Origin of the sequence: Blautia sp. AM47-4, assembly GCF_003479865.1 — a bacterium.
GTDB classification, from domain to species: Bacteria; Bacillota; Clostridia; order Lachnospirales; family Lachnospiraceae; genus Fusicatenibacter; species Fusicatenibacter saccharivorans.
In genome coordinates this window covers 15,076-33,862 of sequence record NZ_QUHY01000023.1, presented here as the reverse complement: position 1 = coordinate 33,862, position 18,787 = coordinate 15,076, and the positions used below count along the sequence as shown (strand labels likewise).

General features: G+C 49.2%; 21 protein-coding genes and 2 pseudogenes. 18 read left to right on the top strand and 5 right to left on the bottom strand.

Annotated features, from left to right (window positions below):
- The first annotated feature begins 23 nt into the window (after positions 1-23).
- Together DW965_RS20075 and DW965_RS20070 are read left to right on the top strand one after the other, a co-directional pair.
- Positions 24-425, top strand: a complete 402-nt coding sequence (locus tag DW965_RS20075) for a PHP domain-containing protein (RefSeq protein ID WP_243036641.1) — start codon at positions 24-26, stop codon at positions 423-425.
- Complete coding sequence (locus DW965_RS20070; protein WP_243036643.1) at positions 344-796, top strand: hypothetical protein; 453 nt, start codon at positions 344-346, stop codon at positions 794-796. Before DW965_RS20075 ends, DW965_RS20070 begins: the two co-directional genes overlap by 82 nt.
- Positions 797-922: 126 nt before the next feature.
- Here DW965_RS20070 and DW965_RS13990 read toward each other — a convergent pair.
- The 3 genes and pseudogenes from DW965_RS13990 to DW965_RS13980 all read right to left on the bottom strand — a co-directional run.
- Positions 923-2,262: pseudogene (locus DW965_RS13990) on the bottom strand (MATE family efflux transporter); the annotation flags it as partial.
- 129 nt (positions 2,263-2,391) lie between these two features.
- On the bottom strand, positions 2,392-2,871 hold the full coding sequence (locus DW965_RS13985; RefSeq protein ID WP_055267883.1) for a DUF6465 family protein: 480 nt from the start codon (positions 2,869-2,871) through the stop codon (positions 2,392-2,394).
- Positions 2,872-2,956: 85 nt separating this feature from the next.
- Positions 2,957-4,159 (bottom strand): iron-containing alcohol dehydrogenase, encoded by a 1,203-nt coding sequence (locus DW965_RS13980; protein ID WP_117761487.1) that lies wholly within the window; start codon positions 4,157-4,159, stop codon positions 2,957-2,959.
- A gap of 216 nt (positions 4,160-4,375) precedes the next feature.
- Between DW965_RS13980 and DW965_RS13975 the strand changes: the two genes are divergently transcribed.
- Complete coding sequence (locus DW965_RS13975; RefSeq protein WP_117509153.1) at positions 4,376-5,377, top strand: DnaJ C-terminal domain-containing protein; 1,002 nt, start codon at positions 4,376-4,378, stop codon at positions 5,375-5,377.
- Between the two features lie 230 nt (positions 5,378-5,607).
- Complete coding sequence (locus DW965_RS13970) at positions 5,608-6,195, top strand: 50S ribosomal protein L25 (RefSeq protein WP_117508954.1); 588 nt, start codon at positions 5,608-5,610, stop codon at positions 6,193-6,195.
- 80 nt (positions 6,196-6,275) lie between these two features.
- Here DW965_RS13970 and DW965_RS22635 read toward each other — a convergent pair whose 3' ends face one another.
- Positions 6,276-6,881, bottom strand: a complete 606-nt coding sequence (locus DW965_RS22635; protein WP_442857829.1) for a YitT family protein — start codon at positions 6,879-6,881, stop codon at positions 6,276-6,278.
- The gene (locus DW965_RS22630) at positions 6,878-7,150 is read right to left on the bottom strand and encodes a YitT family protein (protein WP_442857828.1); all 273 of its coding nucleotides are present in this window, start codon (positions 7,148-7,150) and stop codon (positions 6,878-6,880) included. Before DW965_RS22630 ends, DW965_RS22635 begins: the two co-directional genes overlap by 4 nt.
- A gap of 294 nt (positions 7,151-7,444) precedes the next feature.
- On the opposite strand from DW965_RS22630, the gene DW965_RS13960 reads away from it, so the two are divergent.
- The 14 genes and pseudogenes from DW965_RS13960 to rsfS all read left to right on the top strand — a co-directional run bounded on the left by DW965_RS13960 (position 7,445) and on the right by rsfS (position 18,765).
- Entirely contained in the window at positions 7,445-8,491 is a 1,047-nt protein-coding gene (locus tag DW965_RS13960; protein ID WP_117761488.1) for a M42 family metallopeptidase, read from the top strand.
- 25 nt (positions 8,492-8,516) lie between these two features.
- Positions 8,517-10,382, top strand: a complete 1,866-nt coding sequence (locus DW965_RS13955) for a TIGR03960 family B12-binding radical SAM protein (protein WP_117761489.1) — start codon at positions 8,517-8,519, stop codon at positions 10,380-10,382.
- Positions 10,366-11,073 (top strand): TIGR03936 family radical SAM-associated protein, encoded by a 708-nt coding sequence (locus DW965_RS13950; protein WP_117508951.1) that lies wholly within the window; start codon positions 10,366-10,368, stop codon positions 11,071-11,073. The genes DW965_RS13955 and DW965_RS13950 overlap by 17 nt, the downstream gene beginning before the upstream one ends.
- The gene (locus DW965_RS13945) at positions 11,066-12,265 is read left to right on the top strand and encodes a ribonuclease E/G (RefSeq protein WP_117761490.1); all 1,200 of its coding nucleotides are present in this window, start codon (positions 11,066-11,068) and stop codon (positions 12,263-12,265) included. Before DW965_RS13950 ends, DW965_RS13945 begins: the two co-directional genes overlap by 8 nt.
- Before the next feature lie 27 nt (positions 12,266-12,292).
- On the top strand, positions 12,293-13,303 hold the full coding sequence (locus DW965_RS13940; RefSeq protein ID WP_055267901.1) for a type II CAAX endopeptidase family protein: 1,011 nt from the start codon (positions 12,293-12,295) through the stop codon (positions 13,301-13,303).
- A 156-nt stretch (positions 13,304-13,459) separates the two neighbouring features.
- Positions 13,460-14,335 (top strand): DegV family protein, encoded by an 876-nt coding sequence (locus tag DW965_RS13935; RefSeq protein ID WP_055267903.1) that lies wholly within the window; start codon positions 13,460-13,462, stop codon positions 14,333-14,335.
- Between the two features lie 116 nt (positions 14,336-14,451).
- On the top strand, positions 14,452-14,757 hold the full coding sequence (rplU, locus tag DW965_RS13930) for a 50S ribosomal protein L21 (RefSeq protein WP_022462906.1): 306 nt from the start codon (positions 14,452-14,454) through the stop codon (positions 14,755-14,757).
- A gap of 5 nt (positions 14,758-14,762) precedes the next feature.
- Positions 14,763-15,083 (top strand): ribosomal-processing cysteine protease Prp, encoded by a 321-nt coding sequence (locus DW965_RS13925; protein WP_055228163.1) that lies wholly within the window; start codon positions 14,763-14,765, stop codon positions 15,081-15,083.
- A gap of 4 nt (positions 15,084-15,087) precedes the next feature.
- Entirely contained in the window at positions 15,088-15,378 is a 291-nt protein-coding gene (rpmA, locus tag DW965_RS13920) for a 50S ribosomal protein L27 (RefSeq protein WP_022462904.1), read from the top strand.
- 110 nt (positions 15,379-15,488) lie between these two features.
- Positions 15,489-16,787, top strand: a complete 1,299-nt coding sequence (obgE, locus tag DW965_RS13915; protein ID WP_022462903.1) for a GTPase ObgE — start codon at positions 15,489-15,491, stop codon at positions 16,785-16,787.
- Positions 16,788-16,815: 28 nt separating this feature from the next.
- A complete protein-coding gene (yhbY, locus tag DW965_RS13910; protein WP_022462902.1) occupies positions 16,816-17,109 on the top strand; it encodes a ribosome assembly RNA-binding protein YhbY in 294 nt (97 codons plus the stop codon).
- A 67-nt stretch (positions 17,110-17,176) separates the two neighbouring features.
- Complete coding sequence (gene nadD / locus DW965_RS13905) at positions 17,177-17,797, top strand: nicotinate-nucleotide adenylyltransferase (protein WP_117761491.1); 621 nt, start codon at positions 17,177-17,179, stop codon at positions 17,795-17,797.
- A 12-nt stretch (positions 17,798-17,809) separates the two neighbouring features.
- A pseudogene (gene yqeK / locus DW965_RS13900) lies at positions 17,810-18,411 on the top strand (bis(5'-nucleosyl)-tetraphosphatase (symmetrical) YqeK).
- Entirely contained in the window at positions 18,412-18,765 is a 354-nt protein-coding gene (rsfS, locus tag DW965_RS13895; RefSeq protein WP_022462899.1) for a ribosome silencing factor, read from the top strand.
- Positions 18,766-18,787: the final 22 nt, after the last annotated feature.

Here is an 18,787-nt window from a genome sequence, read left to right as displayed (position 1 = left end):
CAAAATAAAGAAGGTTACAGATCATGATTGCAAATTATCATACCCATACATGGCGGTGCCGCCATGCGGACGGAACGGAGCGGGAGTATGTGGAGCGCGCGATTGAGGGCGGCCTTAAAATTCTCGGTTTTTCCGACCATTCGCCTTATCCGTTCCCGGACGGCTACGATTCCGGCATGCGGATGCGGCTCGATCAGGTGGAAGGCTATGTAGACACCGTGCTGGCATTGAAAAAAGAGTATGACAAGGATATTGAAATCCATCTCGGACTCGAAACAGAGTATTTCCCGAGATTCTGGGATCAGCTGATTGATTTTTGTCGGACTATCCGTTTGAGTACTTTGTGCTTGGCCAGCACAGCCTGGGAAATGAGATCGAAAAGATTCTCTACAGCGGCCATGGAACAACAGACGGAAGCTACCTGAAACAGTATGTGGACCAGTGCCTGGCAGGCATCGATACCGGAAAATACCTGTATCTGGCACACCCGGATCTCTTTTTATTCAACGGCGACGAAGCAGTGTTCGACCGGGAATACCGGAGACTCTGCCGTGAGGTGAAAAAGAGAAACATTCCGCTGGAGATCAATTTCCTTGGTCTGATGGAAGAAAGATGGTATCCGAACGAGAAGTTCTGGAAGATCGCCGGCGAAGAAGGAAACACCGCCGTTTTCGGCTGTGATGCCCATACGCCGAAAGCCGTCTGGAATCCGGAGACGGAACAGAAGGCACTGCAGCTGGCAGCAAAATACGGTCTGAAAGTACAGGAAACCGTTCCGATGCCGAAGACATTTTAACAGAAGCAGAAAAAGCTGTTCTTTTCTGGTGAGAGTTTTGAAAACTCCGCGGAAAAGAACAGCTTTTTTGATATGAGATTTTTTATGCTTTTTTGTGTGCATCAGCCGTACCGCCTCTTCCCGCTGTTTCAGAATCTTCTGAATCGAAGTCCAGTAAACAATCATTGAGACAACCGGCCCGATCAGGTCGGAAATAGGTTCCACGTAGAAGATGTTTTCCAGTGCAAAGAACCGCGGCAGAAGAAACAGAGCGGTAAAGTAGACGAATTTCCGGAAGAAGGAGAGTGCAAACGAATAGCGCACGCAGCCCATTGCAGTAAAGCCGTCTACAATCTCGTACTGAATGCCGAGCGGAATGACTGAGAGTGTCGAAATATGAATCGCGCGGACCACCATCGAGACGATCTGCGGATCGGAAGTAAAAGCTGCGCAAACAGTGTTCCGGCGGCATTGGAGACGAGGAACATCAAGGTCGTAAATCCGGCACAGAGTGCGATGATGGTTTTCTGTGCCTCAAGAATACGCCTGGAATTTCCAGCTCCATAATTGTATGCGAGGATTGACTGCGTTCCGCCACTGATTCCGCCGAGCGGTATCGTAATAATCAGCATAAAGCTCTGAACGATCGTTGCACAGGTGATGAAGCTGTCTCCCTGTCCGGCGGGTGCATATTGCTGCAGGACGGCGTTCATCGCAATGATCATCACATTGTCGATGGCAATGATTAGAAACGGAGTAAAACCGACTGTCAGAATGCGTTTCATGATCGCAAATGAATACCCGCCGAAGGTGATGCGGATCGGAATCGTCTTTCCGAACAGAATATGCAGCACATACAGACAGCTTGCGATCTGGGAGAGCACGGTTGCAATTGCTGCGCCGCGCACGCCGAGATGCAGAACGAAGATAAACACAGGGTCCAGCAGCAGATTCAGGACGGCGCCTAGCAGAACAGATTTCATTCCCTCACTGGCAAAGCCCTGGCAGATCACAAACTGGTTCAGGCCGGTCGATAAAAGCGCAAACACAGAGCCGGAAACGTAGATCATAAAATAGGCTCTGGCGTAAGGATACGTAACGGTGCTGGCTCCGAATGCCATCAGCATCGGGCGGGTTAAAAAAAGCGCCGCGGCTGTCAGAACGAGGGACAGGGAAACAAGCATCAGAAACGCATTAGCCAGGATGCGGGATGCCTCTTTTTCATTTTTCTCTCCGAGCCGGATGCCGAGCAGCGGTGCGCCGCCGACCCCGATGAGGGAGGAGAACGCGCCGATCATGGTGAGAATGGGACCGCAGACGCCGACACCCGCGAGCGCCAGATCACCGACAGAGGCAATGTGGCCGATGTACATACGGTCTACAATGCTGTACAGAACACTCACGAACTGTGCCAGCATGCTCGGAAAAGCAATACGGGGAACCAGTTTTCCGATCGGGTCGGTTCCGAGATGGTTTACAGTTTTCATAGAAAAATACCTTGTCGTTTTTTAGGTTTGGGAACAGACAGCAAAAAACATGCCCGAAACAAAATCCGGAAGACTTTGTTTCGGACATGCCGCTTTTGGTCTGTTCTGATAGATCAGCTGACAGAAAAATTATTCAGCAAGAGTGGTCAGATCTACTTTGAAATCGTCAGATCCCTGTCCGTCTACGGTGTAGTAAGCGGCTCTCTGCTCTGCGTTCAGGTAGATTTTGATCTCGCCTTTTAATCCGTTTGCTTTTACTTCTTTTTTGATGACTGCTTCGAGGTCTTTCATAGATACTTTTGTCTCGAAGATCTCAAGAACGGTATCAGATACTTTTGTCATTTTACGTGGGGTTTTGGTTGCTTCTGCCATGGTTTCCGTGGTCTCCTTTTTTACTGTTTTTTTAACGGTTTCTTTTTTGGTTGCTTTTTTCGGCTCTTTTGCAGCTTCTGCTTTTCCTTCTGCTGCTTCTGTATGTAAGGTTTTTTCAGTCGTTGGTTTTACTTCTTTTGCCGGTGCCGCTGTCTTTACAACGGTTTCCGCTGTTTTTGCAGCTTCTGCAGCCTGCTGTTTCGCTTTGGCCATTTTTTTCATGGTTCTTTTATTCATTTTATTCACTCCTCTATGCGATATCTCTAATAAATTACCATGTTTTTTGCGTTCTGTCAAATTTAAATTCGAGAAAACAGCGGCTTTAGGATTGTACACGGCGGAGCACAGAAAAGATTTTTTCAGAATCCCAGATCTGCGGAACAGGGTAGGTGGGATTTGCTTCTTTTAAAGCACGGCGTGCTATTTCTGTGTAATCATTCGGCGAAAGGTGCGGCAGAGTGGATGGAATGTCAAACGAATCGCGCATAGCCTCGATAGCTGCAATCATCCGCTCAGCCTTTTCAGAAACGGTATCTCCGCCGAGAGAAAGCGCATCGGCGAGAACGGCAAGTTTAGGCGCAATGCAGGAACCGTATTCGCGCAGAACAGCAGGCAGCAGAACCGCGTTGGCTCTTCCGTGCGGAATGTGGTACAGTGCACCGACGGCGTGGGCAATGGCATGGACGTAGCCGACAAAGTTGTTGGTAAAAGCGAAACCGGCCAGATACGATGCATGAAGCATTTCCTGCCGTGCGGCAAGACGGGAGCCGTCACGCCAGGCTTCGGGCAGGGCATGGAAATTTTCGCAGACTGCCTCGATGGATGCATTCTGCACGCTGCGGGAGGCGAAGAGGTTCAGAAAAGCTTCCATGGCATGGGTCAGGGCATCCATACCGGTATCTGCGGTCATAGAGGACGGGAGGCTGATCGTAAGACGCGGATCGAGAACTGCCGTATCCGGGATCAGACAGAGGTCATTGACGGCGTATTTGTATGGTTTCCCGTCGATACAGTCTGTGATGACAGCTGCCGCCGTTGCCTCCGAACCGGTTCCGGCTGTCGTCGGCACGGCAAACAGCGGCGGAAGTTTCCGACGGACTTTCAGGAGGCCCCGCATCGCAGGAACCGTCTTTTTCGGACAGCAGACGCGGGCACCGATCAGCTTTGCTGTATCGAGAACGGATCCGCCGCCGATGGCGAGGATAGCCTGAGCCTGAATCTGCTGATAAAGACGGAAACCCTGTTCCACGCTCTCAATCTGCGGATCCGGGGCGATTTCGGAGAAAATGGTGACGGAAATGTTTTCTTTTTTACAGCCATCCAGCAGAGACGTCAGTGTTCCGCGGCGGACAAAGCCGGGGGTAGTCACCAGGAGAATCCGGGAGATCCGGCGTTTCCGGAATAACGCGGGGAGCAGCAGAACGGCATCCGGTGCTGCAAGGAGTGTCTGTTTCTTATGCTCTGTCAGATGAAGAACGCGGCTCAACACCCACTGCCGGGTGCGGAACCAGAAAATGGAATGCATCAATCAAGTACCTCCATAAAAAATCGTGAGAATCGTATATCTCTTATTGTAACAGTGCACGGCAGGTTTTTCAATTCGTATAGGAATTTTGAATCTTCCGTGAAAAGAATTGACAGTGTAAAAAATGCGTGTTATAGTACAAATAGAACAGATAAAGAGAGCCAGGAATTGTTCACCTGGGAAATCAGGAAAAGGCTTGACTGGAGGTGCCTGATGATGGAAACAAAAAGAGATTATTATGAAGTATTAGGCGTCAGCCGGAATGCAGACGAGAAAGAAATCAAGCGTGCATACCGGAAACTGGCGAAAAAATATCATCCCGATACGAATGCGGGAAACCCGGATGCGGAAAAGAAATTTAAGGAAGTGACAGAAGCGTATTCTGTCTTAAGCGATCCGGAAAAGAAGAAAATGTACGATCAGTTCGGATTCGCGGCGTTCGACCAGGGAGCCAGCGCGTACAGCCAGCAGGGCGGTGGAAATCCGTACGGCAGTGCGTATGGAAACCCGTTCGGCGGAAGCGGAAACAACGGCGGCTATCACGAATTTCACTTTGAAGGAAACGCGGACGATATGTTCGGCGATTTCTTTGATCAGATGTTTCATGGCAAAAGCCGTGGATTCGGAAGCGAGCGGTATACGCGTTCGGGAAGCAGCAGACATCCGTTTGAGGATGCATTTTCCGGCCGCGGTACGGCAGAGGATCTCGATCTGCACGCTGAGGTTTCGATCCGCCTGGAGGAAGCGGCATCGGGCTGTGAAAAACAGATTACCCTGCGGAACCCGGATGGAACGACCAATACGCTGCTGGTTAAAATCCCGGCCGGTATCGAGAACGGAAAGAGCATCCGTCTGCGCGGCAAAGGCCATACAGGATCAAACGGCCGCCGCGGCGATCTGCTTTTGAAGGTCAATGTAGAAGAAAAGAAAGGTTTTGAACGGCGCGGAATGGACATCTACACGACGATTCAGATTCCATACACAACGGCAGTCTTTGGCGGCGAAGCGCGTGTCTCGACACTGTACGGAGATGTGGTCTGCAAAATCAAGGAAGGAACACAGTCCGGCAGTAAGCTCCGTCTGCGCGGCAAGGGCATGGTATCGATGAAAGATGCGAACGTGCACGGTGATCATTATGCGACGATTGAGATTGCTGTACCGCGCAGTCTGAACCGCACAGCACGCCAGAAACTGATGGAATATAAGGAAGCGTGCTGAAAATGTGAAGAAACTGTGAAATCGGAAAATCCGGGTTGACAAATTGTGTTCGTGGTATTATATTACAACTAGAACAAAGAAAAGGAATCAACAAGAAACCAATTCTTCCTTGCATGTTCCCAAACATCCTGTTCCAAGAAACTTATTCATAGCCACAAGGCAAAGCAAACTTAACACCCTTCACAAGATAAGAAGCCTGCTAAGAATCAGATTTTTGGAGGAAAAGGTAAATGAATACTTTAAAAGCTGAAAAGAGAAGTTTGGATGTAAAAGCAAAAAGACTCAGAAGAGAAGGATACGTTGTCGGCAATGTATTCGGCAGAGAGATGAAAGAATCCATTCCAGTTAAGATGGTAAAAAGAGATGTCGAGAAACTGCTGAAGACAGACCACAAAGGCAGCCAGATTATGCTGGATGTCGACGGAACCGCATACGATGTCCTGATCAAAAATGTTGATTATAACCCGGTAGCCGGACAGATCGATTCGATCGAGTTCCAGGCACTGGTCAGCAACGAGAAAGTTCATTCCGTTGCAGAGATTGTCCTTGTAAACCATGAAAAGATCGCAGAAGGCGTTCTGCAGGAGGATCTGAACGAGGTTGCCTACATGGCATACCCGGCATCCCTGGTCGATCAGGTAATGGTCGATGTCGGAGAGATGAAGATCGGTGATGTCATCCGCGTCAAAGATCTGTCCCTGGCCGCTGACCCGGATATCACCATAAAGACCAATCCGGAATCCATTGTCGTAAGTCTGATGGCTTCCCACAACGTAGAAGCACCGGCAGAAGATACCGAAGCAGCAGAAGAGAAATAAACAGAATAAGCACATACAAAGAAATCCGAAGGCGTCAAAAACCTTCGGATTTTTTGCGTAAAAAATATGGTTTGAATCGATCAGACATAACTCATGAAGCCTTTTCCGATAATTTCGCTGCTCTTTGTGATCGCAATAAACGCGGTCGGCTCGGTATCATGAATAAACCGCTGAAGATAGACGGCCTGCTTGACATCCACAACCGTGAGAATGACTGTCCGCTGCTGGTCGGAGTAAGCGCCGACGGCGTCGTAAAGGGTTGCGCTGTGATTGAGATCCTTTGTGATGAAATCGCAGATCGGCTGCGGATTGTTGGAGATAATCGTAAAAAATTTATTCAGCTTCATCCGCTCAATCGTTTTGTCAATCAGCAGTGTTTTCGCCATCAGACCGAGAACCGAACAAAGTCCGGTTAAGGTATCGAAAATCAGGAAAGCAAGGATGACAACGATGAGGTCGGTCACCAGCAGGGCAGTGGAAATATTCATTGTAGAATATTTTTTAATAATCATGGCGATGATGTCTGTGCCGCCGCCGGAGGCATTCTCAAAAAACAGCAGTGCTGCCGCCAGTGCCGGAAGAATAATGGCAAAGCAGAGCTCCAGCATGATCTCATCGGTAAGCGGATGTGCCATCGGAAACAGCTTTTCAAAAATGTTCAGAAGAACCGAGGAAAGCACGGTCACGTAGCTGTCTTGACGCCGAAGTTCCGCCCCAGCACAGCAAAACCAACCAGCAGAAGCAGCAGGTTGATAAAAAGGTTGATCTGTGAGGCAGTGAACGGAAGAAACCGGCAGATGACAACGGCCATACCGGATACACCGCCGAAAGAAAAATTATTAGGGAATTTAAAAACATAAATTCCAATGTCCATGATCAGAACAGCTGCGGTAATGACAGCATATTCTTTTAACGTTTGTAATGCAGGCTGCGATGCCTGTTCTTTTGTGTCCATTTTTTTGCTCCTTTATTTGAATTTGAGGCGACCTTTATTTTATTATAGAAGAAACTTTTTTGAATAACAGCTAATAATGTATCCCCCTCTTCAAACATAGCATGGCATAGGGTAGTTTGTCCAGTTACATTTTCCTTATTTCCATTTTTCCGTTTTCCGATGGTTGTATCCAATTTATTTCTGTGGTATGATGAAGGGCAGGATCTTTTTTCGGAAAGAAAAAAATCTGCAGTTTCTGTTTCAAAATGTTTCGAAAAAAGAAGAAAAAACAGAAACAAAAATGGAGGAAGAAACATGAAAAATACAAAGGTTTATGTTGATTTTATAACAGAGAAACTGAAAAAACTGCTCTCCATCGACAGCCCGACCGGCTACACGAAAGATGCCATTGCATGGCTGAAAGCAGAGTACGAAGCGATGGGCTATGCGCCGGTGATCACCACAAAGGGCGGCCTTCTGGTGCAGCTTGCCAAAGGCTGTGAAGGAAACGGCGGTGTCCTTGTGGAGACACATACCGATACGCTCGGCGGCATGGTAGCGGAAGTGAAAGGAAACGGCCGTCTTCGTCTCACCGCGCTCGGCGGTATGAATCCGAACAATGCGGAGACGGAAAACTGCGTTGTCATCACAAGAGACGGAAAACGGTACGAGGGCTGCTTCCAGATGAACAACCCGTCGATCCATGTCAACGGTTCCTACGACCAGCAGGACCGCACCTACGACAATATGGAGGTCGTTCTGGATGAGATGGTCTTCTCCAAAGAGGAGACAAAAGCGCTCGGCATCGAGACTGGTGATATCGTCTGCTTTGAGACGAGAACCCGCATCACGGAGAAGGGCTACATCAAGAGCCGTTTCCTCGATGATAAACTGAGCGTTGCAATTCTGCTCGGCTATGCGAAGTATTTAAAAGAAGAAAATGTCACACCGTCCCGCCCGGTTTATCAGCACATTACCGTATACGAAGAGGTCGGCCACGGCGGATCTGCTTCCGTTCCGGAGGGCGTGACAGATATTCTTTCTGTTGATATGGGCTGTGTCGGCGACGGACTGGAGTGTAAAGAGCATCAGGTATCCATCTGCGTCAAAGACAGCGGCGGCCCTTACAGCTACGATTTTACCGGCGAGCTGATTGCGGCAGCAAAAGCAAACGGAATCGACTATGCGGCGGATGTTTACCCGCACTACGGCTCTGACGTGGAGGCAACGCTCCGCGGCGGCGCAGACGCACGCCATGCCCTGATCGGCGCCGGTGTGTACGCATCCCATGGATATGAAAGAAGCCATGTGGACGGCGTGAAGAATACGCTGGAACTGCTTGCGGCGTATCTGGACAAATAAAAATAAGAACAAGTGAGAGAATTGCATGAGAAAATTAGCATTGCCAGAAGAAGTGCTGCTCCAGATTGAGCAGCCTGCGCGATATATTGGAAATGAATTCAACAGTGTCGTAAAAGACAAAGAGAAAGTAGCCCTGCGCGGCGCATTCCTGTTCCCGGATGTGTATGAGATCGGTATGTCCCACCTTGGCATCCAGATCCTGTACGATATGTTCAACAAACGCGAGGATATGTGGTGCGAGCGAGTTTATTCCCCATGGCCGGATCTGGACCGCGTGATGCGTGAACAGAACATTCCGCTGTTCGGTCTGGAATCCCAGGAGCCGGTGAAAAACGAGGATTTCCTGTTCATCACCCTGCAGTATGAGATGTGTTATACAAACGTTCTGCAGGCGCTCGACCTTGCCGGAATCCCGCTGCATGCGGTGGAGCGTACCGACGAGGACCCGATCGTCATCGGCGGCGGCCCGTGTACGTACAACCCGGAGCCGATCGCTCCGTTCTTCGATCTGTTTTACATCGGAGAGGGTGAGGTTGTGTACGACCAGCTTTTTGACACGTATCTGGAAAATAAAAAGAACGGCGGAACCCGTCAGGATTTCCTGAAAAAGGCATGCCGGATCCCTGGTATTTACGTACCGCAGTTTTATGAAGTAACGTACCACGAGGACGGAACGATCGCGGCCTTTACGCCGTCCATTCCGGAAGCACCGGAAAAGATCAAAAAACAGCTTGTCATGGATATGACCGAGGCAACGTATCCGGAGAAACCGGTCGTGCCGTTTATCAAGGCAACACAGGACCGTGTCGTTCTGGAGATCCAGCGCGGCTGTATCCGCGGCTGCCGTTTCTGCCAGGCGGGTATGGTGTACCGTCCGACAAGAGAGCGCGATGTGGAGAAGTTAAAAGAACTTGCGACCCATATGCTGCGCAATACCGGCCACGATGAGATTTCGTTGAGTTCTTTGAGCTCGAGTGATTACAGCCATCTTCCGGAGCTTGTCAACTATCTGATCGACAGCTGCCCGGAAAAGGGTGTCAATATTTCCCTTCCGTCTCTTCGAATCGACGCATTTTCCCTCGATGTCATGAGCAAGGTACAGGATATCAAAAAGAGCAGCCTGACCTTCGCACCGGAGGCGGGAAGCCAGCGGATGCGGAATGTTATTAATAAAGGTCTGACCGAGGAAGTCATTCTCGACGGAGCCGGAAAAGCGTTTGAGGGCGGCTGGAATAAAGTAAAACTGTATTTCATGCTGGGCCTTCCGACCGAGACCGAGGATGATATCAAAGGAATTGCGCATCTGGCGGAAAAGATCGCAGAGCGTTACTATGAGATTCCGAAAGACCAGAGAAACGGAAAATGCCAGATTACGGCAAGCTCCTCGTTCTTTATTCCGAAGCCGTTCACTCCGTTCCAGTGGGCACCGATGAACACGGAGAGGGAGTTTCTTGACAAAGCGGCGATTGTAAAGGCAGAGGTCCGCGCACAGCTGAATCAGAAGAGCATCCGTTACATTTATCATGAGGCAGATATTTCCCTTCTGGAGGGATTCCTTGCACGCGGTGACCGGAAATGTGCCGAAGTTATTGAAAAAGCGTACCGAAAAGGTGCTATTTTCGATGCCTGGTCCGAGTATTTCCGGAAAGATGCCTGGGAAGAAGCGTTTGCAGAGACCGGCATTGACGTTTCGTTCTATGCCTGCCGTAAGCGCAGCACCGATGAGATCCTTCCGTGGGATTTCCTTGATATCGGCGTGACGAAAAAATTCCTGATCCGCGAATGGGAGCGGGCACAGAAAGAAACCGTTACCCCGAACTGTAAGATGCAGTGTTCCGGCTGCGGAGCAAAATCATTCGGAGGAGGTGTCTGCTATGAAAATCAGAATTAAGTTTGCCAAAACAGGTGTGATGAAATTTGTGGGTCATCTGGATGTGATGCGTTACTTCCAGAAAGCAATCCGCCGTGCGGAACTTCCGATCGCTTATTCCGAGGGCTTCAGCCCGCACATGCTGCTGTCGTTTGCTTCTCCGCTCGGTGTCGGCATCAGCAGCACCGGTGAATATTTCGATATGGTGCTCGCGGAAGATATGAAAACCGACGAGATTGTAAAACGTCTGAATGCGACGATGGTTGAGGGAATGGAAGTGCTTTCCGCCCGCCATGTGCCGGATGGAAAAGCAAGCAAGGCAATGTCTCTCGTAGCAGGAGCCGATTATCTCGTGCAGTTCCGCGAGGGAAAAATGCCGGAGATTGATCTGGAAACGAAAGTACCGGTGTTTTTTGCACTTCCGCAGATTGAGATCATGCGAAAGACAAAACGAAGCGAAAAGCTGACCGATATCCGCCCATGGATTTACGATATGAAAGCAAAGAAAAGTGGTGTCTGGATGCAGCTCTCCACCGGAAGTGTTTCGAACCTGAAACCGGAGCTCGTGATGGAAGCGTTCTGCAAATGGTGCGGGGTTGAACTGCCGCCGTTTGCATACACGATTCTGCGCGAGGAAGTTTACGCAGACATCGGAACGGAAGAAGAGCGAAAGCTGGTTCCGCTGGAAGCATTAGGAGAAGAAGTTGAGTAAACGAGTTGTCATTGCCCATCTGCCGTGGGCGGGAAAAGATTACCTGGTACACACGCTGGTGGAAGGAGAAAGACCGGTCGAACTGACGGCCCTCTGCAGGGAGAAGGAAACGCTGCTTGGCAATATCTATGTCGGCCGGGTGGAAAAACTGGCGCCCGGGATCCGCGGGGCATTTGTCTCGTTTGCGGAGCAGCAGAGCTGTTTTCTTGATCTGTCCCGTGTAAAAGAAGGGTATCTTCTGAAAAAAGCACCGGGAACAGAACTGCATGTCGGAGATGAAATTGTCGTGCAGATCCAGCGGGAAGCGCAGAAAACGAAGCTTCCGTCGGCGACAGCAGAACTTTCTCTTTCGGGAAGTGCCCTGGCGCTCTATTATGGAAAGCCGGAAATCTCATGCTCGGGACGCCTTCTGCCGGAGCAGAAAAAACGGTTAAAAGAACTGGGAAGCCGGATCTTTCCAGAATTTTCCGGCGGAAGCCTTCCGTTTGGCGTGATCTTCCGCACCGCATCCGCTGATGCTTCGGAAGAAGAGATCCGGCAGGAATATCTCGAGCTGTCCGAAAAACTCGCGCGGATTGTCCAGTATGGAACAATGCGGAGCCTGTACTCCTGCCTGTATCGGGCGTCAGATGCCGTGCCGGAGCTCGTCAAACGGTATGCACCGTCAGTTTCAGAACTTGTGACAGATGACAGAGAAACGTATGAGATCTGCAGAGAATATCTGGAGCGCCATGATTTTCACGACTGCCGCCTGACCTGGTATGAGGATCAGCTTACCACACTGACAAAGAAAGAAAATCTCGAAAATCACGTAAAACAGGCACTCGACAAACGTGTGGATCTGCCTTCCGGCGGATTCCTCGTGATCGAACCGACCGAAGCGCTGACCGCGATCGATGTGAACAGCGGAAAGCAGCTCGGCGGACGGAAAAATACGTTTCTGTACAGCGTAAACCAGGAGGCAGCCCGCGAAATCGCCCGCCAGATCCGCCTGCGCGGGATTTCCGGTCTGATCCTGGTTGACTTTATCAACATGCCGGAAAAAGAGCAGGAGGAGCGCCTTCTCGGCTTCCTGCAGGGTCTTGTGCGGGAAGATCCCGTTCCGACCAAAGTTGTGGATATGACGGCGCTTCATCTCGTGGAACTGACGAGAAAGAAAATCCGCCGGCCGCTGGCAGAACAGATGAAATGACAGTGACCTTACAAAGGAGGAATGAATATGGAACCACAAAAGAAACCGATTCACCTCAATGAAAATGATACCCCATATCTTTACGAACCCTTTCGAAACCAGATGCCGGCAAAACGGCCGCATCCGGCGGAAAAAGAAAAGATACTGAAACCATGGCAGGGCCTGCTGGTGTTTGCCTTTCTGATGGTTCTTTTTAATCTCGCCGGAATTCCGCTGGTTCTTGCAGGAGGGATGTATGGAAATGCGCTGGACGAGATCATTGTATTCCTGATCGGATCCATTCTCGTCGTACGGGCACTTCATATTCCGTTAAAAGAAGTGTTCCCATTAAAAAAGCCGGATGGAGCCGGAATCCTCGGAACCATTCTGATGTGGTATGTGACGTACCGTGGTGTGCTTGCTCTTTTCCTTCTGATGGAATGGATTTTCCCGCAGGAATACGCAAGCCTCTCGGAATCCATGGACAGCAGTATGGCGGGCCTTTCCTATTTCGGCGAGCTGCTTGTCGTTGCGCTGACACCGGCCATCTGTGAAGAAGCACTGCACCGCGGTCTTCTGCAGTACAGCCTGCGCGGAATCAAAAAGAAATGGGTGATGCTGCTTCTGATGGGCGTTTATTTTGGCGCTTTCCACATGAGCATCGTCCGTTTTCTTCCGATGATGATGATGGGAATCGTTCTCTCGTATGTGCGGATGAAGACCGACAACATGTTTTACAGCTCGCTGTTTCATTTCGTCCATAACGCATCGACGATTGTGGCGAGCATTGCGGCAAGCTTCCTCTATATGTTCTCGCAGGGGAACGCAGCAGCAGGCAGCGGATACGCAACGGAAACGTACATCGGCATGTATCTGATCGAAGCGGCGCTGATGCCGATCGGTCTTTATATGGGAAGCCGTCTTCTGATGTACCAGCAGACAAAAAGCGAAGGATTTTTCCCGAAGGAGAGAAGAAAAAAGACCATTGCAAAAATCGTAATTCCGACCATTCTGCTGATCCTTGGCGGACTGTTTTTCCTTGGTATTGGTATGATGTAAAAAGAATCAAAAGCAGTTTGGGCAATTTTGCAGAAATGTCCAAGCCGGGTAGAAAACAGGTACGATTTATGATAGAATAACAGCAAATCAAGCGTTACACGATATTACAGAAAGGAAAAGCTGTTTCTCTAACAAGAGACAGCAGGAATAAGAACTATGGCAAGAACAGCTATTGCTACCGACAGCAACAGCGGTATTACACAGAGTCAGGCGAAAGAGCTGGGCGTTTTTGTCCTTCCGATGCCTTTCTTCATGCGCGGAAAAATCCAGTTTGAGGATATCGACCTGACACAGGAACAGTTTTACGAGATTCTGGCAGAGGATGCGGCTGTTTCCACATCTCAGCCGTCTCCGGGAGATCTGATGGATTTCTGGAACAAAATTCTCGAAGAGTACGATGACATTGTTTACATTCCGATGTCAAGCGGCCTTTCCACCTCCTGTGATACAGCGACCGTGCTGTCCGAGGACTACGAAGGAAAAGTGCAGGTTGTCAACAACCAGAGAATCTCCGTTACGCAGCAGCAGTCTGTTCTGGATGCAAAGAAAATGGCAAACCGCGGCGTGGCAGCAAAAGACATTAAAGCAATTCTGGAAGAGGATGCGCTGGATGCAAGTATCTATATTATGGTAGATACGTTAAAATACCTGAAAAAAGGCGGCCGCGTTACGCCGGCAGCGGCCATGATCGGAACCGTTTTAAATATCAAACCGGTGCTGACGATCCAGGGAGAGAAGCTTGACGCGTTTGAAAAAGCGCGCGGTGTGAAACAGGCAAAGAAAGCCATGATCAAGGCTATGAAAAAAGATATGGACAAACGCTTCGCAAAAGAGCGTGCAGCCGGCATCATGGGACTTCACATTGCCTATACCGCAAACGACAAAGAAGTAATCGATGGATGGATTGTCGAAGTAAAAGAAGCCTTCCCGGATTTTGAAGTCGATGCGCATCCGCTGTCCTTAAGCGTTGCCTGCCACATCGGACCTGGCGCACTGGCAATTGCATGCGAAAAAAAATCTGCAATTTCCTGAAAAATACTATTGACAAACAGCAGACGTGATGATATATTGTAGAAGTATGCCGCACAGAGAGGTAAAAGAGTCGAAAGACCACCGAATCTGGCGAGTAATTGATAGGGAGGTGCCATATGTACGCAATTATTGCAACAGGTGGTAAACAGTACAAGGTAGCTGAAGGCGATGTTATCCGAGTAGAGAAACTTGGCGTTGAAGCTGGAGAAACCGTAACTTTTGATCAGGTACTTGCAGTAAGCAATGACGGACTGAAAGTTGGCGAGGACGTTAAAAATGCATCCGTAACCGCATCTGTAGTTGGAAACGGTAAAGGCAAAAAAGTTATCGTTTACAAGTATAAGAGAAAAACTGGTTATCATAAGAAAAACGGTCACAGACAGCAGTACACTGAAGTGAAGATTGAAAAAATCAACGCTTAAGTCTTATGATTTGTATAACCGTAACAGAGTCTGACGGCGAGTACATCTCCGTGGAGTCAAACGGTCATGCAGGCTATGCAGAGGAAGGGCAGGATATCATCTGTGCCGCTGTCTCCGCATTGATTGTAAACACCGTAAATTCCGTGGAAACATTGACAGAGGATCTGATTATAAGTGAGGCTGGAGATGGATACGTGTATTTTTCATTCCCGAATGGGTATTCTGAAAGTACCGCACTTCTTGTAAAATCACTTTTGCTGGGCCTCGAAAGTATCCGCCGCGATTATGGAGCACAATACTTAGAGATCGCATTCAAGGAGGTGTAATACCATGTTAAATATGAACCTTCAGATTTTCGCTCATAAAAAAGGAGTTGGTTCTACCAAGAACGGTAGAGATTCCGAGTCCAAGAGATTAGGAGCAAAAAGAGCTGACGGACAGGTTGTAAAGGCTGGAAACATTCTTTACAGACAGCGTGGAACCAAGATTCATCCAGGCGTGAACGTAGGAATCGGAAAAGACGATACCTTATTCGCTATGGTTGACGGACGCGTAGCTTTCGAAAGAAAAGGACGTGACAAAAAACAGGTTTCCGTATATCCGGTAGCAACAGAAGAGTAAGACAAAGGTGCGGCTTCAAATCTTAAGAGGTTTGAAGCCGTTTTTGTTAATAATAATTAAAGGTCCAACAGACCGATTTGGATTTAGATAAAACAAGACAGGAGAATACCATGTTTGCAGACAGAGCAAAAATTCTGATCCGCTCCGGTAAGGGCGGAGACGGACATGTCAGTTTCCGCAGAGAGCTTTTTGTACCGAACGGCGGGCCGGACGGCGGCGATGGCGGCAAAGGCGGAGACGTTATTTTTGAAGTTGACGAAGGACTGAATACACTGGTTGATTACCGCCACAGAAGAAAGTTTTCTGCTACCGACGGCGAGCCGGGCGGAAAACGCAGATGCCATGGCGGAAACGGCGCAGATATTGTCCTGAAAGTACCGGAAGGAACCGTCATTATGGACGCTGCGAGCGGAAAAGTCATCGCAGATATGTCCGGTGAAAACCGCCGTCAGGTTGTATTAAAAGGCGGAAAAGGTGGAAACGGAAATATGCATTACGCAACCGCTACCATGCAGGTTCCGAAATACGCCCAGCCAGGCCAGCCGGCACAGGAGCTGGAAGTAAGAATGGAACTGAAAGTCATCGCGGACGTCGGACTCGTCGGCTTCCCGAACGTTGGAAAATCGACCCTGCTTTCCCGCGTGACAAATGCAGAACCGAAAATTGCAAATTATCACTTTACCACGCTTTCCCCGAACCTCGGTGTCGTAGACCTTGAGGGCTGCAGCGGATTTGTTATCGCAGATATCCCGGGACTGATCGAGGGTGCATCGGAAGGAGTCGGCCTCGGCCATGAATTCCTGCGCCACATCGAAAGAACCCGCGTGATGATCCATGTAGTAGACGTTGCATCGACCGAGGGAAGAGATCCAGTGGATGATATCAACAAGATCAACAAAGAGCTCGAAGCCTATAACCCGGAGATCGCAAAACGCCCGCAGATCATCGCGGCCAATAAGACCGATGCGATCTATGTAGAAGAGGGCGAAGAGGATCCGGTGGAACGTCTGAAAAAAGAGTTCGAGCCGAAAGGCATCCCGGTTTATCCGATTTCTGCCGTCAGCGGAAAAGGCTTAAAAGAGCTTTTATATGCCGTACAGAAAAAACTCGATGAGCTTCCGAAAGAGCGTATGGTCTTCGAGCAGGAATTCTTCCCGGAGGATATGCTTCTTGCCGAGAACCTGCCGTACACCGTCGAGCAGGACCCGGAGGACGAGCACCGCTTCATCATCGAGGGACCGAAGATCGAAAAAATGCTCGGCTACACCAATCTGGATTCCGAGAAAGGTTTTGCTTTCTTCCAGCGGTTCTTAAAAGATACCGGTATCTTAGACGAACTCGAACAGGCCGGCATCCAGGAAGGCGATACCGTCAAGATGTATGGATTTGAATTTGATTATTATAAATAGAACGAATAAATAACGAAGGAGGAGACGTATGACCAGCAAGCAGAGAGCATACCTGAAAGGCCTTGCCATGACCATGGAACCGATCCTGCAGGTAGGAAAAAGCAGCATCACGCCGGAGCATACCGCTGCTGTAGCAGAGGCACTTGAGGCGAGAGAACTAATTAAAATCAATGTACTGCAGAACTGCCTCGATGATCCAAGAGAGATCGCAGAAGTTCTGGCAGAACGCACCAATTCCCAGGTCGTACAGGTGATCGGCAAAAAGATCGTGCTGTACAAAGAGGGCAAAAAAGAGAAAAAGAAAATTCAGCTTCCGAAATAATCCGCAGGAAAGAACCGCCGGGACCGGAGCATACCGCTGCAGTTCCGGCGCTTTTTGAGGAAAACGTATGGAAAAGAAAAACAGAAAAATTGGCATTATGGGAGGCACATTCGATCCCATTCATATCGGTCATCTGATCCTTGGCGAGGCGGCGTACGAGCAGTTCGGGCTTGATGAAGTCTGGTTCCTTCCGGCCGGAAATCCGCCACATAAGCGGAACCGGGCGGGACGGGCAAAGGATGCACAGCGTGTCGAGATGGTGCGCCGTGCCATCGCATCCAATCCGCATTTTGTGCTCTGCACCAAAGAGATGAAAGATGAGGGCTATACCTACAGTTATCGGACGCTTGAGGCGATGCGGAAGGAACATCCGTGCACGGAGTTTTACTTTATCATTGGAGCGGATTCCCTGTTCTATTTTGATGAGTGGAAAAATCCAGAGCGGATCTGCGCCGCGGCAAAGATCCTTGTGGCGACCAGGGATCGGGCAAAAGAGAAAGAGCTTCTGGCCTGTATGGAACGAAATGCAAAAAAACTTCACGGTACCTTTCTGAAACTCGACACACCGAATCTGGATGTTTCTTCCCACGAACTGCGGGAATGGATCCGGGAAGGAAAATCCGTGAAATACTATCTGCCGGATTCTGTGATTTCCTACATTCAGGAGCAGAAAATCTATCAGGATTAGAGGAAGAGCAGGATGGAACAGTACGATTTATGGAAACTGGACAAAAAACTCCAGAAGGAAGTCGATGAAGACCGCTATCATCACACGCTCGGTGTGATGTTTACCGCAGCATCCATGGCGATGGTATGGGGCGAGGATCTCGAAAAAGCCCGCGTCGCGGGACTGCTTCACGACTGTGCAAAATGCATTCCGAATAAGAAAAAAATCACCATGTGTGAGAAAAATAAGATTGAAATCACTGAGTTTGAGCGGACCAATCCGTTTTTGATCCATGCCAAGCTCGGTGCATTTCTGGCGAAGGACAAGTATAAGGTGGAAGATCCGGAGATCTTAAGTGCCATCACCTGGCATACGACAGGAAAAGAAGATATGACATTGCTGGAGAAGATCATCTATATCGCAGATATATCGAGCCGGCACGAAACAAGGCACCACACCTTACCCGCCTTCGGAAGCTGGCATTCACCGATATCGACGAATGCATGTATGAAATTTTAAAAGATAGTATGGCGTATCTGTCGGAAAACCCGAAGACGATGGACCCGATGACGGAGCAGGCGTATCAGTTCTATGAAGCACTGCACCGGGAACGGACGGCAAAGGAGGAAGCATAAATGAGCGAAGCAAAACAGACTGCAAAACTTGCACTGGAAGCACTGGAAGATAAAAAAGCAATGGATGTCCGCATTCTGGACATTACCCATGTTTCGACTCTGGCAGATTATTTCATGATCGCCAGCGGAAGCAACCGCAACCAGGTACAGGCGATGGCAGACAACGTAGAGGAGGTACTCGGAAAAGCCGGCGTACATCCAAAACAGATCGAAGGCTATCAGACCGCAAACTGGATTCTGATGGACTACGGCGATGTTGTCATCCACATCTTTGATGAGGAGAACCGCCTGTTCTACGATCTGGAGAGAATCTGGAGAGATGGTAAAGTCGTAGAAAAAGAAGAGATTATGTAAGTTAGGTGGAAAAAGGCGCAGA

Excerpts from the sequence above, each read along its gene's own strand:
- DW965_RS20075 (WP_243036641.1), top strand. The coding sequence starts at position 24 with ATGATTGCAAATTATCATACCCATACATGGCGGTGCCGCCATGCGGAC.
- DW965_RS13985 (WP_055267883.1), bottom strand. The coding sequence starts at position 2,871 with ATGAATAAAAGAACCATGAAAAAAATGGCCAAAGCGAAACAGCAGGCT.
- DW965_RS13980 (WP_117761487.1), bottom strand. The coding sequence starts at position 4,159 with ATGCATTCCATTTTCTGGTTCCGCACCCGGCAGTGGGTGTTGAGCCGC.
- DW965_RS13975 (WP_117509153.1), top strand. The coding sequence starts at position 4,376 with ATGGAAACAAAAAGAGATTATTATGAAGTATTAGGCGTCAGCCGGAAT.
- DW965_RS13970 (WP_117508954.1), top strand. The coding sequence starts at position 5,608 with ATGAATACTTTAAAAGCTGAAAAGAGAAGTTTGGATGTAAAAGCAAAA.
- DW965_RS22630 (WP_442857828.1), bottom strand. The coding sequence starts at position 7,150 with ATGGACACAAAAGAACAGGCATCGCAGCCTGCATTACAAACGTTAAAA.
- DW965_RS13960 (WP_117761488.1), top strand. The coding sequence starts at position 7,445 with ATGAAAAATACAAAGGTTTATGTTGATTTTATAACAGAGAAACTGAAA.
- DW965_RS13955 (WP_117761489.1), top strand. The coding sequence starts at position 8,517 with ATGAGAAAATTAGCATTGCCAGAAGAAGTGCTGCTCCAGATTGAGCAG.
- DW965_RS13950 (WP_117508951.1), top strand. The coding sequence starts at position 10,366 with ATGAAAATCAGAATTAAGTTTGCCAAAACAGGTGTGATGAAATTTGTG.
- DW965_RS13940 (WP_055267901.1), top strand. The coding sequence starts at position 12,293 with ATGGAACCACAAAAGAAACCGATTCACCTCAATGAAAATGATACCCCA.
- DW965_RS13935 (WP_055267903.1), top strand. The coding sequence starts at position 13,460 with ATGGCAAGAACAGCTATTGCTACCGACAGCAACAGCGGTATTACACAG.
- rplU (WP_022462906.1), top strand. The coding sequence starts at position 14,452 with ATGTACGCAATTATTGCAACAGGTGGTAAACAGTACAAGGTAGCTGAA.
- DW965_RS13925 (WP_055228163.1), top strand. The coding sequence starts at position 14,763 with ATGATTTGTATAACCGTAACAGAGTCTGACGGCGAGTACATCTCCGTG.
- rpmA (WP_022462904.1), top strand. The coding sequence starts at position 15,088 with ATGTTAAATATGAACCTTCAGATTTTCGCTCATAAAAAAGGAGTTGGT.
- obgE (WP_022462903.1), top strand. The coding sequence starts at position 15,489 with ATGTTTGCAGACAGAGCAAAAATTCTGATCCGCTCCGGTAAGGGCGGA.
- yhbY (WP_022462902.1), top strand. The coding sequence starts at position 16,816 with ATGACCAGCAAGCAGAGAGCATACCTGAAAGGCCTTGCCATGACCATG.
- nadD (WP_117761491.1), top strand. The coding sequence starts at position 17,177 with ATGGAAAAGAAAAACAGAAAAATTGGCATTATGGGAGGCACATTCGAT.
- rsfS (WP_022462899.1), top strand. The coding sequence starts at position 18,412 with ATGAGCGAAGCAAAACAGACTGCAAAACTTGCACTGGAAGCACTGGAA.